The organism is Flavobacterium sp. (genome assembly GCF_039595935.1).
GTDB lineage: Bacteria > Bacteroidota > Bacteroidia > Flavobacteriales > Flavobacteriaceae > Flavobacterium.
This window is the reverse complement of sequence record NZ_JBCNKR010000006.1, coordinates 1788106-1810368: the sequence shown is the minus strand read 5'-3', so window position 1 is coordinate 1810368 and position 22263 is coordinate 1788106. Positions and strand designations below refer to the sequence as shown.

General features: G+C 35.6%; 13 protein-coding genes. All 13 read right to left on the bottom strand.

What is annotated here, in order from left to right:
• Nucleotides 1–83 precede the first annotated feature (83 nt).
• Entirely contained in the window at nt 84–2282 is a 2199-nt protein-coding gene (locus tag ABDW27_RS17535) for an endo-1,4-beta-xylanase (RefSeq protein ID WP_343697060.1), read from the bottom strand.
• Nucleotides 2283–2295: 13 nt separating this feature from the next.
• The gene (locus ABDW27_RS17530; protein ID WP_343697059.1) at nt 2296–3663 is read right to left on the bottom strand and encodes a glycan-binding surface protein; all 1368 of its coding nucleotides are present in this window, start codon (nt 3661–3663) and stop codon (nt 2296–2298) included.
• Nucleotides 3664–3697: 34 nt separating this feature from the next.
• A complete protein-coding gene (locus ABDW27_RS17525; RefSeq protein WP_343697058.1) occupies nt 3698–5329 on the bottom strand; it encodes a RagB/SusD family nutrient uptake outer membrane protein in 1632 nt (543 codons plus the stop codon).
• Nucleotides 5330–5342: 13 nt separating this feature from the next.
• Complete coding sequence (locus tag ABDW27_RS17520) at nt 5343–8510, bottom strand: TonB-dependent receptor (RefSeq protein ID WP_343697057.1); 3168 nt, start codon at nt 8508–8510, stop codon at nt 5343–5345.
• A 524-nt stretch (nt 8511–9034) separates the two neighbouring features.
• Entirely contained in the window at nt 9035–9691 is a 657-nt protein-coding gene (fsa, locus tag ABDW27_RS17515; RefSeq protein ID WP_343697056.1) for a fructose-6-phosphate aldolase, read from the bottom strand.
• Nucleotides 9692–10228: 537 nt separating this feature from the next.
• Nucleotides 10229–11554, bottom strand: coding sequence for a xylose isomerase (gene xylA, locus ABDW27_RS17510; protein ID WP_343697055.1), 1326 nt, complete (start codon nt 11552–11554; stop codon nt 10229–10231).
• A 13-nt stretch (nt 11555–11567) separates the two neighbouring features.
• Nucleotides 11568–13049, bottom strand: coding sequence for an FGGY-family carbohydrate kinase (locus tag ABDW27_RS17505; protein ID WP_343697054.1), 1482 nt, complete (start codon nt 13047–13049; stop codon nt 11568–11570).
• A 1-nt stretch (nt 13050) separates the two neighbouring features.
• Complete coding sequence (locus ABDW27_RS17500) at nt 13051–14058, bottom strand: GntR family transcriptional regulator (RefSeq protein ID WP_343697053.1); 1008 nt, start codon at nt 14056–14058, stop codon at nt 13051–13053.
• 137 nt (nt 14059–14195) lie between these two features.
• The gene (locus ABDW27_RS17495) at nt 14196–15230 is read right to left on the bottom strand and encodes a glycoside hydrolase family 43 protein (protein ID WP_343697052.1); all 1035 of its coding nucleotides are present in this window, start codon (nt 15228–15230) and stop codon (nt 14196–14198) included.
• A gap of 22 nt (nt 15231–15252) precedes the next feature.
• Entirely contained in the window at nt 15253–16686 is a 1434-nt protein-coding gene (locus ABDW27_RS17490) for an MFS transporter (protein WP_343697051.1), read from the bottom strand.
• Nucleotides 16687–16946: 260 nt separating this feature from the next.
• The gene (locus ABDW27_RS17485; RefSeq protein WP_343697050.1) at nt 16947–18056 is read right to left on the bottom strand and encodes an endo-1,4-beta-xylanase; all 1110 of its coding nucleotides are present in this window, start codon (nt 18054–18056) and stop codon (nt 16947–16949) included.
• 85 nt (nt 18057–18141) lie between these two features.
• Nucleotides 18142–20748 carry a glycosyl hydrolase 115 family protein gene (locus ABDW27_RS17480; RefSeq protein ID WP_343697049.1) on the bottom strand — a complete coding sequence of 869 codons (2607 nt, stop codon included), beginning with the start codon at nt 20746–20748 and terminating at the stop codon, nt 18142–18144.
• A 243-nt stretch (nt 20749–20991) separates the two neighbouring features.
• The gene (gene uxuA, locus ABDW27_RS17475; protein WP_343698141.1) at nt 20992–22155 is read right to left on the bottom strand and encodes a mannonate dehydratase; all 1164 of its coding nucleotides are present in this window, start codon (nt 22153–22155) and stop codon (nt 20992–20994) included.
• Between the last annotated feature and the right edge of the window lie 108 nt (nt 22156–22263).

Below are 22263 nucleotides of genomic sequence, written 5' to 3'. Positions count from 1 at the left end.
CAATTTCTTTTAAAATTAAAAAATGAATAATCCATAATACAAATCTTTTCAGATTCATATTATGGATTAAAACTACACTTAACTTACTTAACCAACTCTCCTGAAAAGTCTTTACTTACATCTTTTCCTGCAAGACCATCAGCGGTTCCTTTATAGGCATGTTTACGAACGTAATTTGCATCCCAAAGATTTGGAGATTCATCCGGTAACCAGAATTCATGTTCTTTTGAATTATCAGAAACACCCCAAACTGTGATTCCGTACTGTTGTGCTGCCGGAATATATTTTTTGTACATATCTACCACATACTGATACATTTCTGCTTGTGAAGCCTGCTGTGCAACGGTTGGCGCATTTGTTCCTAATCTAACATCAAGCTCAGAAATTTTAATTAATTTTCCTGTTGCGGCCAGTTTTTGGAACATTTGAGCAATTTTTTCTTTATCTGTTGTTAGGCCGATGTGCATTTGCGTTCCAATTCCGTCTACTTTTCCGCCTTGGCTTTCGATATATTCAACATACTGAATCAATCCGTCGCATTTATCTAATCTTGATTCTAAATTATAATCGTTGATGAAAAGCTTGTCTGTGGCATTTCCGTACTGACGAGCCAGTTTAAAGGCTATTACAGCGTAATCTTTTCCAAGATATTTGATCCATGAGAAATAATCAGATGCTGTATCGCCTTCTGTTCCGTTTCTTAAGGTTCCGTCTTCTTTCATTGGTTCATTTACAACATCCCATGCAAAAACACTTGTTTTGTAATGTGTCATCATTTTAGAAATCCAGTCTTCCATGGCATCTCCAATAATTTTTGTTTTTTCGGCATCGGTTTTATCAATTGTAACCGGCGCAGTTGGCCCGCCTCCGGATGAACCATCTGTTACTGAAACATTGTCTATATAATATGTTCCGGCAGTTCCTCCTAAATCAAAATTTAAACCTGTTTCGGTTCCGTTTCCGGTAAATTTCCATTCAATTAATTTCCACGTTGGCGATGTTGCCTGATCTCCCTGGTAATGTGCTGTTGTTCCTGTTGTAGAACATCTTACAGAACCTGTTGCTTCAGAACGGATCATAAATGAAATGGTATATTCTTTTCCGGATGTCATCATAGAAGTAAAATCAGCATGAATCTGCGTTTTCCATTGATTTGCCGCATCCGAAGTTGCGTTTACCACTTTCATTGCTCCGTTTCCTTCATACGCATCAGACGCACCTGCAGCGCTTAAAGCATCATTTGCTCCATTGTATTTTGACCATCCGCTGATGTCTGTATTGAAATTACCATTGGTTACCAAATTTGTAACGGCTGTTGCTGCATCAAGATCTACAACTGCAATTGTGTTTACATCAATTAAATAAGTCACATTTGGCAGATATCCCAAATCGATATTGAATTTAAAATTAGTGCTTCCGCTGACAAAATCTCCGGGAGCTAATTTAATTTTAACCTGCTGCCATGCTGAGGTTGTTGCAAAAGCTTCTGTCCATGATCCGCCTGTGCTAAACCAGTCTTTGTATGGATATTGATTGGTTAATGAACCATTAAAAGAAATACGTCCTTTTCCGGTTACATCAGATTTTATGTAAAAAGAAATCTCATAATTATGCCCGCTTACAATTGACACATCCGGAGAGGTTAACTGCAGATTATATGGTGCAGAAGATGTTGCGCTTGATTCTAATTTTATGGCTTGCGAACCCGTTGCAAGTCCTTCATTTGCTGCAATAGAAATTCCTTTTCCGGGATTGTTTCTAGCCCAGTTGGCAAATGTTCCGCTTTTTAAACCTGCAACATCTAATGTATTGGTTCCGCTTGAACCCGGAATTACAGTTGGCGCAATTATACTGTTTAAATAACTTGCATTTTGGTTCGAATGCCAGACCAAAGTGTGGCCGAAAACTTTTAAACCGGCACTTTTTGTGGCAGCGATAAAAGCATCAACATTAGCGAAATTAATTTCACCTTTAGCATTTACCATTGCGCCGTGTTTCATTTCGTAACCCGGCGTAACCTCATCAAAGTTTTCGTTTACAATTTTACGATACGTTTCATCGGTCATGTAAAGACTGATTCCGATTCCGTTTCCTAAAGTAAAATCGGTGTAGGTTTTAAGAGGTTCATATCGGCTTATTTTTTCTACTAATTCCAGTGGAAGTTCGGCTCCGGTTACTTCTCCGTGTTCCGGATCTTTTCCCCATTCCATCAAATTATCATCGCATGAGGCCAGAACCATTAAGGATGAAGCAATTATTGGTAATATATATTTATATTTCATTTTGGTGTTTTTTTTAGTTAGCAAAGTCATTGTAAACCGGAGTGTCTAAGGATACAATTCTCCAATTGTCTGTGTATACTTTTACAGAAGTTGCTTTTGAAGGGAATTCTACCTCGCTTGCTGTTCCTGTAACATTTGAAAGTTTGATATCAGAATTTTCAAAGAAGAAACCAAAATTTTGATAGGTTGCCGCTTCGCGATATGCTAAAACTGTTTCGAATGTAAAGGCTTCTTTTGACCATGCATAAAATTTGTTTAACGGAATTGTTACGGTTGTCCAGCCTGTAGTTTGAAATGCAACCGATTTTCCGTCAACAATCCACGGCACATAATTATAAACAGCTCCTGTCCATTCGCCTCCGTTGAAATTATTGACCATACAAATTTTTAAGAAACCTGAATCTTTCCATGCATCCGGAACATAAACTTCAAATTGTAATGCTACTTTGTCAAGCGGGGTATTTGCCGGAATATAAGGCGTTAATTGTGCTCTCCAGTTGTCTACTCCGTTTCCTGCTGTCCAAACTTCTGTACAGCGGTTTTTGGCGGCATCAAATGAAGCAATTCTGGCCGGACGGTGTGGTACATATTTCCCTTGTGAAGCATTTCCTGTTCCTATAGTTAAAGATTCTAAATCTTCCGGTTGAATCATACTTGTTGAGCTTCCCCAATATCCGTGTTGTCCTCTTCCGTCAAAATCTAATAAAACTCCTTTTTTGAAGTTGAAATAAGCCGGAGAATAAACGCCTCCGTTTGAACTCTGAACAAATAATGAACCTCCGTTGTCTGATACTCCGTTTGGTGCAACTACTGTAAAAAATTCACCATCTTCATCAGATGTTATTCCTGAAGTTACTTCGATATTTCCGGGGAAAACTACTTTGCTTACTTCGGTTAAACCTGTTCCGTAAACTGTAATGACTTCTCCTGCATTCGGCATTGTGTTTGAGATATTTGTAATGGCCGGTTTTCCTGCGCGGATTTCAAATGAAAATGTGGTTTCATTATTATCATTTACAAATCGAATGGTGTTTCTAACAGCCGGATCTGCTTCTAAAATTGGTGTGTCTGCAGAGACACTTACCAGCATCGATTTATCTGATACGAAAACAACATTAAAATAAGTTAAATATCCGTTTATGTAAACTCTTCTTAAATTTGAAAATCCTGAACCTTCAATACGTAAAGTCTGTCCTAAACGGGCAAAAGTAACTTCTCTGTCTGGCACGGTGGAGTTTACATCTTCCAGAAAAACTTTTGTTATGGTTATTGTTCCGCCTTCAGAATCGTTATTGTCACACGAAGTAAATAACGTACTAAAGAACATTATTCCCAGCAGTGCGATGGGTGCCCAATACTTTTTATTTAAAATATATTTCATCTTAATCTTTCTTTTTAAGTTATTTTTTAAAATACTAGAACAAGTCTGTTATTTTATCTTCTGTAAACTGATACGGAACCGGGTTTTCTCTTAACAATGGATTTTGTACCAGTTCTGATTCCGGATAAGGAAGAAGGAAAATAGTGGCATCGATCACGCCAATTGAACGCGGACTGCTGCTTCTTGCCGGGTCGATCGAAACGGTATTGGTTGCCGAATCATACAAAATGGGCTGAATTGTACCGCGATTTTGTGCTGTTATGTAATTTATAACTTCTTGCTGTTTGTAATAGGCTCTTCTCACTAAATCGTACCAATATTGTCCTTCCATACACAATTCTACTCTTCTTTCGTGAATGATATCGTTGTATGTTAAACTTGTTTTTGGATCAAGACCTGCACGCACACGTAATTTGTTTACGCCATCTAAAGCAAGTGCATCTGAAGTTGAAGCGTTGTTTCCTAAAACTGCTTCGGCGTAATTCAAATAAACTTCACCCAAACGAAGCATGTAAGTATTTAAAGCCGAATTCATACGGCTGATTTTAGAGTTGTCTTTTGTAGAACCTACTACCCCTTTTTTTACTGTTAAGAATTCTTTTGCATGATCGACAGTATAACCTCCGTTTGATTTGTTGATTTCCGGATAGAAATCGTCATCACCCATCCAGGTTGCTTTACGGCGAGTGTCTTTTGATTCGTATTCTTTTAAAATATCATAAGAAGCTCTTGTCCAGTATCCCCAGGCTGCGTCGTCTCCGGTTATGTCAGAACCTAAAGCAAAATAGGCCTGATGTGTATTGATAACTCCATAATCTCCGTTTGGAACCCATTGCAGAGCAAACATCGATTCAGAATTATTGTTGTTGTCGATCATAAACAAATCGGCGTAGTTTGACATTAAAGTGTATGGGCCTGAATTGATTACTTTTTCGGCCGCTTTTTTGGCTAAATCTAAATACTGCTGATTTCTCGATCCGCTGTTTGGATTATCGCTAACTCCTGAAAATGATAAGTAAACACGAGACAGCATTCCGAATGCGCTGTATTTTGTTAAACGCCCGGCTTGTCCAGCCGTTTCCGGAAGGTATTTTGCAGCAAACTCTAAATCACGAATGGCAAATTCGTATACATCTTTTAGAGGATTTTTGTTTACAATTGGGTTTTTAACCAATTCTCTCGGATCTGTAGAAATAATTACATCTCCCCATAAAGACGCTAAATACCAATAAGCGGTTCCTCTCATAAAACGGGCTTCGGCAATATATTTGTTTTTGATGCTTTCGCTTACTTTACTTCCGGAAATCCCGATAATAACGTTATTTGACTGCTGTACTACATTGTATAAAGATCCCCAGGCAGAAACTAAAGGCCCGGTTAATCCCGTTTCAGACAAATCTGTAAACGGATAAACATAATCAGAATAAGGTGCATACAAGTTATCCGAACGTCCGTCTCCTAAACCATAATAAAATTTATCATTAAAATCGAACCACACTCTGTTGTAAAGCGGTCCTGTTGCAGACTGAAAATCGGCTTCTGACTGATAAAAGTTTTCTTTTGTGATTTGATCTTCCGGTTCAACATCTAAAAGATCACTACAACTAGTCCAAACAAATGGCAAGGCGATCATAAGAACCGTGTAAAATATTTTTTTTGTTTTCATAGTTTGTAAAATTTTAGAAATTAACATTCAATCCAAGCGTAGTAATAATTGGCGAAGGATAGCGTCCGTTGTCAATACCGCTTAAAAGTGCGTCCTGATTGATTGATCCTACTTCCGGATCGTAACCTTTGTATTTTGTAAATGTTAAAACGTTTTGAGCGTTTGAGTATATTTTTACGTTTGAGATTCCGTATTTAGAATATAATTTTTTAGGCAGATTATATCCTATTGAAATATTTTTTACTCGTACATAAGAACCATCTTCTACAAATCGGTTACTGAAACGATAATTTGAAGCAGATGACGCAGAAGACGCGCCAATTCTTGGCATATAAGGATCTCCGCCTACGATCTGCACGTTACGATAATCATTTGGTCCGTTCGGGTCGATTAATTCTAACTGCGCATATCCTAAAGCTGATTTTAATAAATTCGTGTTTTCACGTGGATTTTCTAACCAGCGTCTTTGATAGTTTACAACATCATTTCCGTAAGAACCTGTCAATAAAATATTGATATCAAATCCCTGGAATGAGAATGTATTTCCGATACCGAAAGTAAAATCGGGAGCCGGATTTCCGATATAATCACGGTCTTTTTCGTTAATAATTCCGTCCTTGTTTACATCTTCAAAAATGTAATCTCCAATCCATACATTATTTTCCCCAATTGCCATTCCTTCTGGTAAAGCTGTTGGTTTTATAGTTCCGTCTTTATCTTTATAATAGAAATCAGTTGCTTTTTCAAATCGGCCAATAACTTTATATCCGTAAAATTGTCCTATTGGCTGTCCTACAGCAGTTCTAGTAACCGTTGTAATATCAGAACCTTGCTGAATGTTTTTATTTAATACTCCAGATTCTGTATTTAATCCCAGAACTTTACTTCTGTTCATAGAGAAAACAAGATTTGATTTCCATATAAAATCTCTTCTCTCCATGTTGATAGTATTCAAACTAAACTCAAAACCTTTGTTTTCAAGCGATCCGATATTTACTGTTGGCGGTCTTGTAGATCCCTGACCTGTTGTTCCCACATAAGCCGGTAATGGCAGTTCCAGAAGTAAGTCGTTTGTTTTTTTGTAATAAACATCAGCAACTAATTCTATTCTGTTATTAAAAAGTCCAAGATCCAAACCAATGTTGCTGGAATATGTAGTTTCCCATTTAATATCAGGGTTTGCTGTATTTCCTGCTAATTGTCCTGTTCCCCAGTTTGTTGCCGAAGATCCGTAAATTGAAGTATAAGCATAGTTTGGCGCACTTTGGTTACCAACTGCTCCCCATCCTAAACGTAATTTTAAATTGTTGATGGTTTTATTTTCTTTTAAGAAATTTTCATTTGAAACTTTCCATGCTAAAGCGGCTGACGGAAACCATCCCCAGCGGTTTTCTTCTGCAAATTTTGAAGATCCGTCTCTTCTTAAAGTTGCCGTTAATAAATATTTATCATTGAAAGAATAAAATATACGTCCGAAATAAGAACTGATAGAACTAACACTGCTTGAGTTTGAGTTTCTTGCTGTTGTGGCATCTCCGGCATTCAAATCTGTTGCGCCGTTTGTGATATAACCAGAACGATATCCGTAAAGACTTTCCCAGCTTGATTCCTGCATTTCCTGTCCTAATATCGCATTGATCGTATGAACACCAAAAGTTTTATTGTATGTCAATAAATTGTTCCAGCTCCAGAATGCACTGTTTGATTTTGTTCTCGAACCTTCGCGTACGTCATTTGCTAATGCTCCAAATGTATAAGATGGATTAAAAGTATAATTGTTTGCAAATCCGTAATCTAATGAATATTGCGTTTTGAATTTAAGGTCTTTTGTAAAACCAATTTCTGCGTACGTATTCGCTCTGATGGCATAATTTTTATTGTGATTGTCTTTGATTGAAGCCAGACCAATTGGATTATTCTGAACAAATTCTGTAGTATCAGGTCCGTCAAATGTTCCGTCAGCATTACGAACTGCCACGTTTGGCGTTTGTTTTAAAGCTGTAATAATCAAAGCATCGTCGGTAACAGTAGTAGTTTGGTTGTATTGACTTAGGGCAAAGTTTACTCCCACTTTTAAAAAGCTTTTAACCTGTGAATCGACAACTCCTCTTAAATTGAAACGATCGAATGAAGAACCAATCGCAATACCTTCCTGATCTAAATAACCAATTCCTAAAGAGTAAGTTGTACTTTCTGAACCTCCTGAAGCCGATAAATTGTAGCTCTGCATTAAAGCAGTACTAAACAATTCTTTCTGCCAGTCTGTTCCTTCTCCTAATAATTCAGGACGAATAAAGGTATTGTCACGCTCTACAATTCCCAAATCAGAACGTGTGTTTTTTAAAGTTCCGTATTCTCTAAGATTTAATAAATCTAAGTGTTTCGGAATTTCCTGCCATCCTACATAACTGTCAAAGTTTAAAGTAAGATCGCCTTTTTTGCCTCTTTTGGTTGTTACGATAATAACTCCGTTTGCTGCTCTTGAACCATAAATTGCTGTTGCCGAAGCATCTTTTAAAACGTCCATAGAAACAATATCAGACGGATTAATCATAGAAAGCGGATTACTATTTACTGAACTTGTCGTATTATCGATAATAACACCATCGATTACAAAAATAGGTTCGTTTGATCCTGTTAATGAACTGATACCACGAATACGAATAGAAGAACTCGAACCCGGTGCACCGTTGTTTGCCTGTACGTTAACTCCCGCTGTACGTCCCTGAAGAACCTGTTCGATCGAAGTAGTTACCGACTGTGCAACAGCCTGACTGGTTACAGATGAAATTGATCCTGTTAAATCTGATCTTTTCATGGTACCGTAACCTACAACTACTACTTCTTTTAAACTGCTTACGTCTTCTTCGAGTACAACATCTACTTTACTTTTATTCGCAACAGCTACATCTTTTGGTTTATAGCCAATAAAGCTGAAAGATAAAATGGCATTCGCCGGAATAGGACTTATCGTATAAGTTCCGTCAAAATTAGAAACCGAACTGATTTTCGTTCCCTTTACAAAAATATTTACTCCGGGTATTGGTCCGTTACTATCAGAAACAGTTCCTGACACAGTGGTTTGTGCATTTACCGCAGCAGAAAATACTAACATCAGAATCAGATATCCTAAATTCTTAAAGTATTTTGATTTGCTTTTAGTAATTAAAAGGTTAGTCATAAATAATTAGTTTAATTAGTTAATAGTATGGTTTAGTTAGTAGAATTTTTTTGACAGACTTAAACAAAGTAAAACTGCTTAAATCATTACAAAAACAAATATATATAAAAAACAACAACACACAATCGGTTGCGTTAATTTTTTTTATGAATTATAAAAAAAATGCAGATTAAAAAAACACACATTTTGTTTATATAACTAAAATATTGATTTTTTAATAAAATTCACTTAATGAAAGTTGTAAAGATTGAGAATAAAAAGACCAATTATTCAAATTATTAAAAAAAGTACAAAATGTCAGTTTTAAGATATTTTAAACACGACTACATCGTTTTAGTAATACAAAAAGTACATATTAATTCAAAATTTACTTTAATATTCTAAAGGATAGCAGAATACAAGAGAGAATTAAAGATCATTCTCTTAAAAAAGATTCAAAAAAGGCAATCGGTTGTTAAAAATCAATAAAAAAAGCCCTTTTCGTTATGAAAAGAGCTTTTTGGTTGTAATGCTTATTTTAGGGTTTAGAGATTCATTTTTTTAGCATCTTCAACAAATTGTTTCAGGCCAATATCTGTTAATGGATGTTTCAATAATCCTTTAATTGCCGATAATGGTCCGGTCATTACATCCGATCCTATTTTGGCACAATTGATAATATGCATTGTATGTCGAACAGAAGCTGAAAGTATCTGAGTTTGATAATCATAATTATCGTAGATTTCTCTTATTTCGGCAATTAGATTCATTCCGTCTGTAGAAACATCATCTAATCTTCCTAAAAATGGAGAAACATAAGTTGCTCCAGCTTTTGCAGCTAATAATGCCTGACCAGCCGAAAACACTAAAGTTACATTGGTACGAATTCCTTTTGAAGAAAAATATTTACAGGCTTTTACACCGTCACCAATCATGGGTAATTTCACCACAATCTGCGGATGTAAAGTGGCAAGTTCTTCGCCTTCACGAACCATTCCGTCAAAATCAGTTGAGATTACCTCAGCAGAAACATCTCCGTCAACAATATTACAAATATCCAGATAGTGTTTTAAGATATTTTCTTTTCCGGTAATTCCTTCTTTGGCCATTAACGACGGATTGGTGGTTACGCCATCGAGAACGCCAAGCGATTGTGCTTCGCGAATGTCTTCGAGGTTTGCTGTATCAATAAAAAATTTCATAAGTTTTTGGTTTAAGATTGGGATTGTAGAGACACAATGTAGTGCGGCTAACCCAAAGTTTAACAAATTGACTCTCAATCTTGTCTCGTTCCTCGAAATGACAAAATTGTGGGTATTTCTTTGTGTAATTAACTTTGTCAAAGTTTAAAACTTTGACAAAGATTGTGTGTAATTTGTAGAGACGCACCGCAGTGCGTCTAAGTTCTAGTGAGAAAAAATGTGCATTTCGATCGATTCTGCTCTTCAAAAAACCTTTAATAAAAATAGAACTCACTACAAATTTTTATTAAACTGATCTTGTTTTTTTATCTTGATTTTAAAAATACTAACTAAACCTTGAATTTATTTTTCTCAAATCCTGACTTCAAAAACAAGTCATAATCTTAATACACATTTTCAAAGTTTTCATCCAAAAAAACATTTTTAAATAATTTAACGTTTTACAACTATCATATTTAAAAATTTAAATTTTCTTAGATTTTTATAAACCTGGCAGGTTTTAAAAACCTGTCAGGTTTAACTTATGGATTTTACCAATTAAATATATTGGTTGATGATATTTTCAAACAATTCCTGTTTACCGCTCTGAAGATTTAATTCTCCATTTTCGTGAGCGATAGTGTAAAGATCTTTAAGGTTTAGTTTTCCTTCAGCAAAATCTTTTCCTTTTCCAGAATCAAAAGAGCTGTATCTTTCTTTTCTTAATTTTTCGTAAGGAGAAGAAGTGATGATTTTATCTGCCGTTAGTAAAGCTCTAGCAAAAGTATCAGCTCCACCAATGTGCGCTAAGAAAACATCTTCTAAGTCTGTAGAATTTCTTCTGATTTTAGCATCAAAGTTAACTCCTCCACCTTGCAATCCGCCAGCTTTTAAGAAAACCAACATCGCTTCAGTAGTTTCCTGAATGTTATTTGGAAATTGGTCAGTATCCCAACCGTTTTGGTAGTCACCTCTGTTTGCATCGATGCTTCCTAACATTCCTGCTTTTGCCGCAACTTCTAATTCGTGTTGGAAAGTGTGTTGTGCCAAAGTTGCGTGATTTACCTCAATATTGATTTTGAAATCTTTATCTAAACCATAATTTTTCAAGAATCCGATTGCTGTAGCTGAGTCAAAATCGTATTGGTGTTTAGATGGTTCCATTGGTTTTGGCTCGATGAAAAAAGTTCCTTTAAAACCTTGCGCTCTTGCGTAATCTCTTGACATTGCTAAGAATTGCGCCATGTGGTCTAATTCTCTTCCCATATCTGTGTTTAGCAAAGACATATAACCTTCTCTACCGCCCCAGAACACGTAGTTTTCTCCGCCTAAAGCGATTGTCGCGTCAAGTGCTAATTTTACTTGTCCACCTGCTCTTGCTACTACATTAAAATCTGGATTTGTAGCTGCTCCGTTCATGAATCTTGGGTTTGAGAAACAGTTTGAAGTTCCCCAAAGCAATTTAATTCCAGAATCTGCTTTTTTCTGTTTTAAATAATCTGTAATAAAAGCCAAACGTTTTTCTGATTCTGCGAAAGTTGCTCCTTCAGCAATCAAATCGTAATCATGGAAACAGAAATAATCGAATCCCATTTTACTGATAAATTCAAAAGCAGCGTCTGCCTTATCTTTTGCTGCTTGATACGGATCTGATGAAGCATCCCAAGCAAACTGCTGTGTTCCTGGTCCGAATGGATCGCTTCCTTGTCCGCAGAAAGTATGCCAGTAAGCAATCGCAAATTTAAAGTGCTCACGCATTGTTTTTCCAGCTACAACCTGATCTGGATTGTAATATTTAAATGCCAAAGGATTGTCAGATTCTTTTCCTTCAAACTTAATTTGGCCAATACCTTTGTAGTATTCTTTATCTCCTAAAACTATCATTTTATTTATTTTTTTATTTGTTTGTTAATATTAATTCTAATTCTTGTTTCCATTTTTTATAAGCCGTTTCATAAGGCTCTTTGTTGTGAAGTGGTAAAAACGTCATTACGTGGTCGTTGTCACTCACATTTGCCCCAAATTTGCTGTAATCACCATCTTTTAAACCAACTGCTCTCGCTGCTCCGACAGCTCCCGTTGTATTGTAAATTTCAATTTCATGACCGATTAAAGTTGCCACAGTATTTGAAAAAATCTCCGAACGGAAAAGATTATCATTTCCGGCTCTAATTACATTAATCGTCGCATTATCATCTTTCAAACATTCCATTCCGTACACAAACGAAAAAGCAATTCCTTCAAGAGAAGCTCTAAACAAATGCGCACTATTATGAATATTTAAATTCAGATTTAAAAAATGAGTTCCGATATTTTTATTATTGAACATACGCTCAGCGCCATTCCCAAACGGAATCACAACAACGCCTTCTGAACCAATTTCAATATTAGAAGCTTTTTCATTCATTACTTCGTAACTTTCGTTCCCCATATTGTTACGAAGCCATCTGTACTGAATTCCTGCTCCATTAATATTTAAAAGTTTACCAACTCTTGGCGTTTCCAATTCGTAGTTTACGTGAACGAAATTGTTTACTCTTGTACTTTTTCCAGATGACATTTCGCTTATTGCATAAAACACTCCCGAAGTTCCGCCCGTAGCCGCCACTTCTCCCGGATTTAATACATTTAATGAAAGCGCATTATTAGGCTGATCTCCCGCTCTGTAAACAATCGGAATTCCCACCGGAAGACCAGATTCTTGTGAAGCTTTTTCAGTGACAAAACCTTGATTCGTGAAATTTTCTACAATTTTTGGAGTTAATGATGTATCAATTTCGTAATATTCTAAAAGCCAATCGGCTACTTTATTTTCTTTATAATCCCAAAGCATTCCTTCAGACAAACCATTTTTAGTTGTCGTTACTTCGCCTGTTAATTTCAAAGCGATATAATCACCCGGAAGCATGTATTTATCAATTTTATTGTAAACTTCGGGTTCGTTTTCTTTCACCCATTTTAATTTCGAAGCTGTAAAATTTCCTGGCGAATTCAATAAATGTGACATACATTTCTCTTCTCCAATTTCGGCGAAAGCGGTATTCCCAATTTCAACTGCACGGCTGTCGCACCAAATAATAGAATTTCGTAATGGAACGCCTTCTTTGTCAACAATCACCAATCCGTGCATTTGATACGAAATACCAATTCCCTGAATTTTAGAGGCGTCGATATTAGCTTCTTTAATCGCTCTTTTCGTTGCGGTACAAATGTGCTGCCACCAGATTTCAGGATCCTGCTCTGCCCAATCCGGGTGAATCGAAAGGATTTCCATTTCGTTTTGAGGTTCATTCAAAACGATTACTTTTTTTCCCGTTTCTGCTTCTACCAAGGCTGCCTTGACAGAAGAACTTCCAATATCATAACCGATATAATACATACTATAATGATTCTCTTATTATTAATTTTGTCGGCACATAACACTTCGTTTCTTCGTCATGTGTAATAAATGCCGCTGCTTTGGTTCCTAATTCTTTAAAATCAGTTGAAACAACTGAAATTCCTTTATAAATAAATTTCTTCATTGGCGTTTCGTTGTACGACAAAAAACCAACATCTTTTCCGGGTTCATAATCTTTGTCTTTGCACTGTTCCAAAAAGTAGCCTAAAATCCTGTCACTTACACTGATATAAGCAATTCCTTTTTCGATATTGAACTTTTTCGGGTCTGTAATCAGATCATATTCAAAACCAAAATCAGCACAGAATTTCTTAAAATATTCTACCGTTTCCCACGGATGATTCGTAAAATCCGGATATACAAATTGTATCTTTTTATACTTCTTAAACAAATCAGCCGCCTCTGTCAATGACTCATAAAACGCTTTTCCAAAATCCTGAAAAACATAATTATAGCTTTTATCTGCCTGAATATTCCAATCTATCAAAAGCAGTTTATCTTTTGAAATCGCCGATAAGGCTGGAGCAATATCTTTATGATCAAAATTCATCACCACGTATTTGTAATACTTCCCGATTCCGTTGTTGATGATCGTTTTAAAAACATCGATATTATAATGATGAAACTGCACATCAGTAATTACATTATCCGGCAGATTATTCACAAACGAGTGGTACAAAACTTCTTTATAAGCCTTAAAAGTGTCTAAAACCAAAAGCACTTTCCTTGTTTCGCCCGCCACATAATAACCTTTATTCGGTACAGATTCAATCGTATTTTGGTCTTTTAAAATCGTATACGCCTTAAAAACCGTGTCTCTCGAAAGCTGATATGTTTTGCAGATTATATTTACTGACGGAAGTAAATCTCCTTTTTGTAAAATATTCTCTGCAATGGCATTTGTAATTCCATCAACCAACTGCTGGTACTTCGGAATATCACTTTCGTGATTGATTATAAACTCAAATTTTTCTTCTTCTTTTAGCATACTATTCTGTTCCGTTCTGTTATGCTAAAGTAAATAATTGTATGGTATAAAAAAATACTTTTACATTAAAAATTGTTATCTTTTTATTCTGTTTGAATTAACTAACACAACCGATTGTATTTTTCAGCAAATTTTTTTTAATCTATTAATCTTCTTATTCCGTAAGGGTCAATCGTTATAATAGAACCATCTTCTAAATAATCAATTTTAGTTACTTTCATGCTTCGCAAATGCGTTACGCCTTTTGACAAACTCGAATCGTGATAAAACAAATACCATTCGCCTTCGACTTCACAAATTGAATGATGCGATGTCCAGCCAATAACAGGATTTAAAATTCTTCCCTGATACGTAAACGGTCCATACGGATTGTCGCCAATAGCATAACAAATAAAATGCGTGTCGCCTGTTGAATAAGAGAAATAATATTTTCCGTTGTATTTATGAACCCACGAAGCTTCAAAAAAACGACGGTTATTATCATCTGCCAAAAGCACATTTCCTTTTTCATCCAAAATCTGGATTTCTCTTGGTTCTTCGGCAAATTCAAGCATATCATCACGAAGTAAAGCTACAATTGGCCCCAGAGCTTTTTCTCCCGCTAAAGGTTCTGCATTGTTTTCATCGTATTTATTGTTACGGTATTTTTGAAGCTGTCCGCCCCAGATTCCGCCAAAATAAATATAGTGTTTACCGTCTTCATCTTCAAAAACCGCAGGATCAATGCTGTAACTTCCTTTTATAGCGTCGGGCTGAGGCACAAATGGTCCTTCTGGCGCATCTCCTACTGCAACGCCAATCTGGAAAATTCCGTTAGCTCGTTTGGCAGGGAAATACAAATAATACTTTCCGTTTTTATGTGCTGCATCCGGTGCCCACATTTGCTTTTCGGCCCATGTTACATCTTTTACATGAAGCGCTACTCCATTATCAACCACTTCAGAAGTTATAGTTTCCATCGAAAAAACGTGATAATCTTCCATCCCGAAATGATCTCCATTGTCATTAAACGGAATTCCCGCATCTATGTCGTGCGACGGATAAATGTAAATTTTCCCGTTGAATACATGCGCCGAAGGATCGGCTGTGTAAATATGGGATACTAAAGGCTTCGAAATCGCCAGGTCATTAATTTCCTCAAAATTAATGTGTTCAATGCTATCTTCAGGCATAGTAATATTTTGTTTTAAATAATTAAGTTCTTCTTTCTTTTAGTTCTGTTTCGATCTGCACTTCCATTTCTTTGTTGATTTTATAGAAAAACAGCAATCCGGCTCCAATTAAAAAAGGGATTGCAGGGAAAATACTTACTAGTAATTTGATGCCGTTTACAGCTGTTTCTGACTGAGCTGGTGAATTTGGAATATAATGGAAATAGCCCAAAAATAAAGTGGTTAAAGCGCCTCCAATACTTAATCCCGTTTTTAGCCCAACCATCATTGCTGAAAATATAATTGCTGTTGCACGACGATTGTTGAGCCATTCTGAATAATCGGCAACATCGGCAATCATTGCCCAAAGAATTGGAATTGTGATTCCGTAGAAAAATCCGTGTAAGATTTGGGAGAAAAATATCAATCCTATTGATGTTGACGGAAAGAAATAAAAAGCGATAATGAATAAAGTTGATATGAATAAAAACAGGCGAAAAACATTTCTTTTTCCGTATTTGTCGGCCAAGTTTTTAGACAATGTAATACCAACAATCATAAAAATAATTCCGCCCGCATTGAATAAACCAAAACCTGCTGAAACAGGATCATTTCCAAAATGATTCAATCCGATATTGGTTAGAAAATCCAAAATAGGCTGAATGAAAATTGCCAATTTATTCTTATCAACATAATTCTCAAAATAATATACATACGAGCCGCCTTTCATTGCCAAAGTCACAAAAACCAACGTCGTAAGTGAAAGCATGATTATCCAGGGTCTGTTTTTTATTAAATCGCTTAAGTCTTCTTTGACACTTGACTTTTGTTCTGGTTTTGGAATGATCCTTTCTTTCGTAGTTAAAAATGTAATTAAAAGCATAATAGTGCCTATAATCGCCAAGGCTGTCATTACTTTTTCAATTCCGACTGCTTTATCTCCGTTTCCGGCACTTTTAATAATGCCAAGCATAAAAACCTGAACGAAAAACTGAGCAAACATCACCGCTACAAATCGATAGGATGACATACTGTTTCTTTCGCCCATATCGCCTGTAATAACACCACTTAAAGCAGAATACGGCAGATTGTTTCCGGCATAAAAAAGAAGTAATAAAGTATACGTTACAACAGCATAAATTACTTTTCCTTTATACGAGAAATCGGGAGTTGAAAAGGCTAATAATGCCACTACTCCAAGCGGAATTGCAGTCAATAAAATCCACGGTCTGAATTTTCCCCATTTTGTACTGGTTCTGTCTGCCAAAACCCCAATGATCGGATTAAAAATAAAAGCGGCAATTAATCCAACAATCAACATGATGATGGAAGAATCTGTTGGCGATAATCCGTAAATATCGGTGTAGAAATACGCCAGATAGGTCATCAAAGTCTGAAAAACCAGATTTGCGGCTAAGTCTCCTAAGCTGTATCCAATTTTTTCTTTAATGGATAATTTTTGTGAAATGTTACTCATTGGTGGCTTTGTGGTTAGATAGTTTTAGTCCTGCAAGGTTTCCAAAACCTTGTAGGTTTTAATTATTTTTACAATAATTCTCAAATATACCTACAAGGTTTTGGAAACCTTACAGGAAAGTAGATTGCAATCAAAACAATCGGTTGTGTAAAATTATACAAAAAAACATATTATGCAAATTTAGTTTACTTTATTTAAGTTATTTTTCATTTCACAACCGATTGTTATTAAATTAGCTAATAATGAGTTGTTTTCGCTGTTTATTCTTTACTTTCTTTCAACTTTAAGATACTGTCGTAAGCTGGTTTATGTTTTAATTGCTTATCAAACGGAAGCGGATAATTGGTTCTGCCTTTTATCGGCCAGTCGTTCAGCCACGATTGTCCGTCATGAACACCCCAAAATGTAACTCTGCTGATTTTATCTTTATGTTTTAAAAATAGCTTAAAAATCGATTCATAACGTTCTGCAAGTTTGTTTTGAATAGAATCCGGCAACGCTTTTGGATACGGATTCATTTTTTCGCTTCCTTCAAAATTCTGGTTTACATCTGCTCCTTTTAAATCCCACGGATTTGGTAAAACGGTAATATCCAATTCTGTAAAAGCAACTTTAATTCCTAATGCCGAATATTCTAAAATACTTTTTTCAATTTCTTCAATCGATGGACTTTGCAATCGCCAGTGTCCCTGAATGCCAACGCCGTCAACTTTTCCTCCTTCTGCTTTTATTTTTTTGATTAAAGCAATTGCTCCTGCTCTTTTTGCGGTTTCTTCGATATTATAATCGTTGTAATATAACTCCACTTTTGGGTCAGCTTTTTCTGCCAGTTTGAAAGCATCAACCAGATATTTTTCGCCAAGTGTTTTCAAAAAAATGGATTGTCTCAAAGTTCCGTCTTCGTTTAAAGCTTCATTTACAACATCCCACGAATTGATTCTGCCTTTGTATTTAGAAACTATTGTCGTGATATGATCTTTCATAAACGCTTTCATTTCTGTGCTGTCGGCAATTTTTTCCATCCATGGCGCTAATTGACTATGCCAGATTAAAGTATGTCCGTGAATAAACATTTTATTTTTCTCACCATACGCCACAAATTTATCTGATAAAGCAAAATCGTATTTATCCTTTTGCGGATGTGTAAACATTGATTTCATAATGTTTTCCGGCGTAATTGCATTAAATTCTTTTCGAATCAGAGAATCTTCTTTTTTGTTTTTTTCTTCGATTTGCTCAGCACTTAAAGCGGTTCCGATGTAGAAATCATTTTTATAAGCGTCTTTTAACGATGCGGTTTCTTTTTGCGAAGTACAGCTTATGGTCAGCAAGCTCGTGACGGCAAATAAATAAGGTTTTATAAATTTCATATCTTTTGGTTTAAATAGTTAATTGTTTTTCTTTCTCAAAGACCTGACAGGTTTTAAAAACCTGTCAGGTCTGAACTCGTAATAATTATTCCTTCCTAAAACTCTCCGGCGGACCCAAATACGACTCCAAAACTTTTCCCTCTTCGGTTTCAATTACAATTTTCTGAAGCACCAAAGCCGGATCTACGGCATAAAATTTTAAAACATGATTTCCTGCTTTTTCAATTTGATGCGTTGATGTTATTATTTTAATATTATTCGCAACAGATTCTGCCCAGGCTTTTTCGGATGAATCTGCGTTAAGGTTCATTATTTGCGGTTTTTCATTATCAAAAGCAATTCCGTATTTTAATCCGTCATCTTTTTTAAAATTGATTGTTGGCGAAAAATAAGCGTATACTTTTATTTTTCCTTTACTAAAAAAATGAACATTGTAATCTAATCTTGGAGATTGTTCTGAAATTTCAATCGGCTGAATATTTGAAGGTTTGATTGTTATTCCAGAATCTGTTTTACCAAGATTCAGAATTATCGTCCATTTTACTAAATCTGAATTTATGGCTTTAGAATAATTTTTACTTTCTATTGAAATATAACCGTCGTTCTCAATAAAACCATGAGCTTGAGCTAAATCTTGTTTTTTACTAATTGATGTCTCTTTTTTTAAAATCTCTTCAGCGGTAATCACTTTTACCGCTTGAACTGCAGGCGCAATTTTCTTTGTTTTCGGAATCACATTTTTATCCGGCTGCTGCCAATTATCATAACCAATATGCGTTTGCGACATCATGTGATTCCATTTTCCATTCGCCACTTTAGTATGATAATAATTCGTCAACAGACTATCTTTTTCAAATAACATTTTTACTTTTTCAGCATACTCATTTGCAATCGGATTTCCTTGTTCTGCATATAAGTGATTTTTAGCCGTTGCAACATACAATTCATTTAAATTCGAGCTCGCCAAAACAGGAAACAAAACGAGCTGATAAAAAGCATCTTTATACTCTGGTTTCAATTTTTTGTTTATCGAATTGGCTTTTTCAACCAATTTTTGATAATCTGCAACAACTTTATCTGCTTCGTTATAATTGGTGATACTATACGTTTTAGCATCTAATAATTCGGGTTTTCTTCGGGAATTGTATTTTGTGTATAATTTCAAAATTTCAGCAATTTCATCTGTAAACTGATTGTCAAAATTCTCTTTTGCCCAATTCACATAATAATTTTGTAGATTTTCAGCATTAAACTTTTCAGGATTCCACGCCATGTCAAGAAAGAACTCGATGGGAAATTCCATTGGTTTGATATCGCCTACATTTACAATCCAGATTTTATCGATACCATATTGATACGCTAAATCCATTTGTTCCCAAACACGTTCGATTTGGTTCGTGTTAATCCATTTGTAATTTCTCGGACCGCCAACATAATCGTAATGATAATAAATACCGTAACCGCCTTTTCTTGATTTCGAATTAAGTTCTGGAAGTTTGCGAATATTTCCCCAATTGTCATCACATAATAAAAGTGTAACATCATCAGGAACAGTCATTCCCTTGTCATAATAATCCTGAACTTCTTTGTAAAGCGCCCACATTTGCGGAGTTTCTTCGGTAGGTTTTTTCGTGACTTCTGCAATAATATTTCTTTGCTTTTTTACGATATTTTCTAATAATTCAATTGCCGTTCCTTCTGTCATGGGTTCGTCGCCGTCGCCACGCATTCCGATCGTTACGATGGTTTCTTTATTTTCCATTCGTTTAATTCCGTCTTTCCAAAACTTAATCAAAGCTTCCGAATTGGTATTGAAATCCCATTTACCGTTTGCTTTTCCCCATTCGGCATGCGCTCTTGTTAACGGTTCATGATGCGAAGTTCCCATTACAATTCCATATTCATCAGCTAACACAGCATTTTCTGGATCTTCAACATAAAACATTTTGCCCCACATAGCCGGCCATAAATAATTGCCTTTCATTCGGAGAATTAATTCAAAAACTTTGTCGTAAAATTTCGAATTAAATCCGCCAAATTTCTCGAATGCCCAACCTGTAAGTGCAGGAGCTTCATCATTTATAAAAATTCCTCTGTATTTTACTTTTGGTTCTCCCTGCGAATGAATTCCGGGCAAAACATGTAATTCTGATTGTTTCTTAACTGGAACATCTGCCCAATAATACCAAGGCGAAACTCCAATTTGATTAGACAATTCATAGATTCCGTAAATAGTTCCTCTTTTATCTGAACCTGCAATTACCAACGCTTTTTTAATTCCTTTAAACGGATTTTCGACAATTTGTGTGGTAAATTTTTCCCATTTTCCCTGAAGTTCGGCTGCATCAATTTTTCCTTTTTTGACTAATTGATTTATAAGTTCACTTTTTCCAAGTGTTCCAATAATAACCACGAAATGTTCTGCTTCTGAAATCTTTTTAATTCTTTTTGAATGTAAATCTGAAACGTTAAAAATGTCATTTTCTAAATGTCCTGTTACTTTTAAAACTCCTGCATAATCTTTGTCGTCAACCCAAATCGAAGCTGTTTTTCCTTTTGAAACTAAAGGAAAGTTTTCGGCGGAAGCCTGATTTACTACATATTTCTCTGGATTTATCGCATACAATTTTGTGCTTAATCCGATGAGGAAAAGTGATAGGATTAAGTATGAAGTTTTAATTTTTAAACACATAGAATCATAGATTTTCTTTTTCTGTATCAGTTATTTATGTAAAATTCACATACTCTGGTAACAGATTATCACCTCATTTTTGTCATCCTGACGAAGGAAGGATCTTCGCGAGAAACTCCGCAATCAAAATCACCAATCTTTGTAGAGCTACTTGCGAAGATCCTTCCTTCGTCAGGATGACAAGTTTGCGCTTGAAATCTAAAATCAAAAAATAACAAACAATACATATTATGCCATAAACAATCACAAATTCAATTTATACCCAATTCCCATTTCTAAACCTCGCAATTCACCAAGACCTTTTAATCTTCCTGTCAAAGAATATCCCGGATACGTTTCTTTCGTTTCATCAACTCTATGCAGAAATCCATGATCGGGACGCATTGGCAGACTTATTTTTGTTTTGTTCATCAAGAACAATATTTTCTCTACAATAACTTCTATATTGACATCGCCATTTAAATGCTCTGATTCTCTAAAAATGGTTTCGCTTTCGCGAATAGTATTTCTCAAGTGTAAAAAATGAATTCGGTCTCCAAAATCATCTATTATTTTTTCAAGATTATTTTTTGGATCAGCGCTTAATGAACCTGTACAATAACATAATCCGTTTGCAATGGATGGAACTGCGCTAAAAATAGCTTTCAAATCGGCTTCGGTTGAAACTATTCTTGGCAATCCTAAAACCGAAAACGGCGGATCGTCTGGATGAATCGCTAATTTTTGTTCATTTTGCTCTGCAATTGGCGTTATTTCTGATAAAAAATAAATCAGGTTTTCTCTTAATTTTTGATTATCGATTTCGGTATAATTTCCTAAAAGAGACAAAATCTGTTCTTCTGTAAAATTGATCTTACTTCCCGGTAATCCCAACAAAACATTTTTAAATAATAATGCCTTTTCGTCTTCAGATAATTGATTTCCAAATTGTATTGCTTTTTCTTTTTCGTCATCAGAATAATCGTTTTCTGAATTCGGTCTTTTTAAAAGAAAAACATCAAAAAACGTAAACGCATCCTGATTGTACAGTAAAGCTTTGCTTCCGTCTTCGTTAATGAAATCATGGTTTGTTCTGACCCAATCCAAAATCGGCATGAAATTATAGGTTATAATTTTGATGCCGCATTCCGCCAGATTTTGCAAGCAAATTTTATAATTTTCAATGTATTGCAGATAATTTCCCGAAGCGCGTTTGATTTCTTCATGAACAGGAAGGCTTTCCACAACTGACCATTCCAAACCATAATTGCGAATGATTTCCTGCCTTTCTTTTATCGCTTCAATTGTCCACACATCGCCAACCGGAATTTGATGCAATGCGGTTACAATTCCTGTTGCGCCTGCTTGTCGAATATCAATTAACTTGACATTGTCGTTCGGACCAAACCATCGCATAGTTTGCTGCATTTTTATCATATTGACTTTTTTTATGCCACTAAGTCGCAAAGTTTTGTTTCCCGCAGATTTTGCAGATTGAGCTGATTTTAATCCTTTTTAATCCTTTAATCTGTGGCT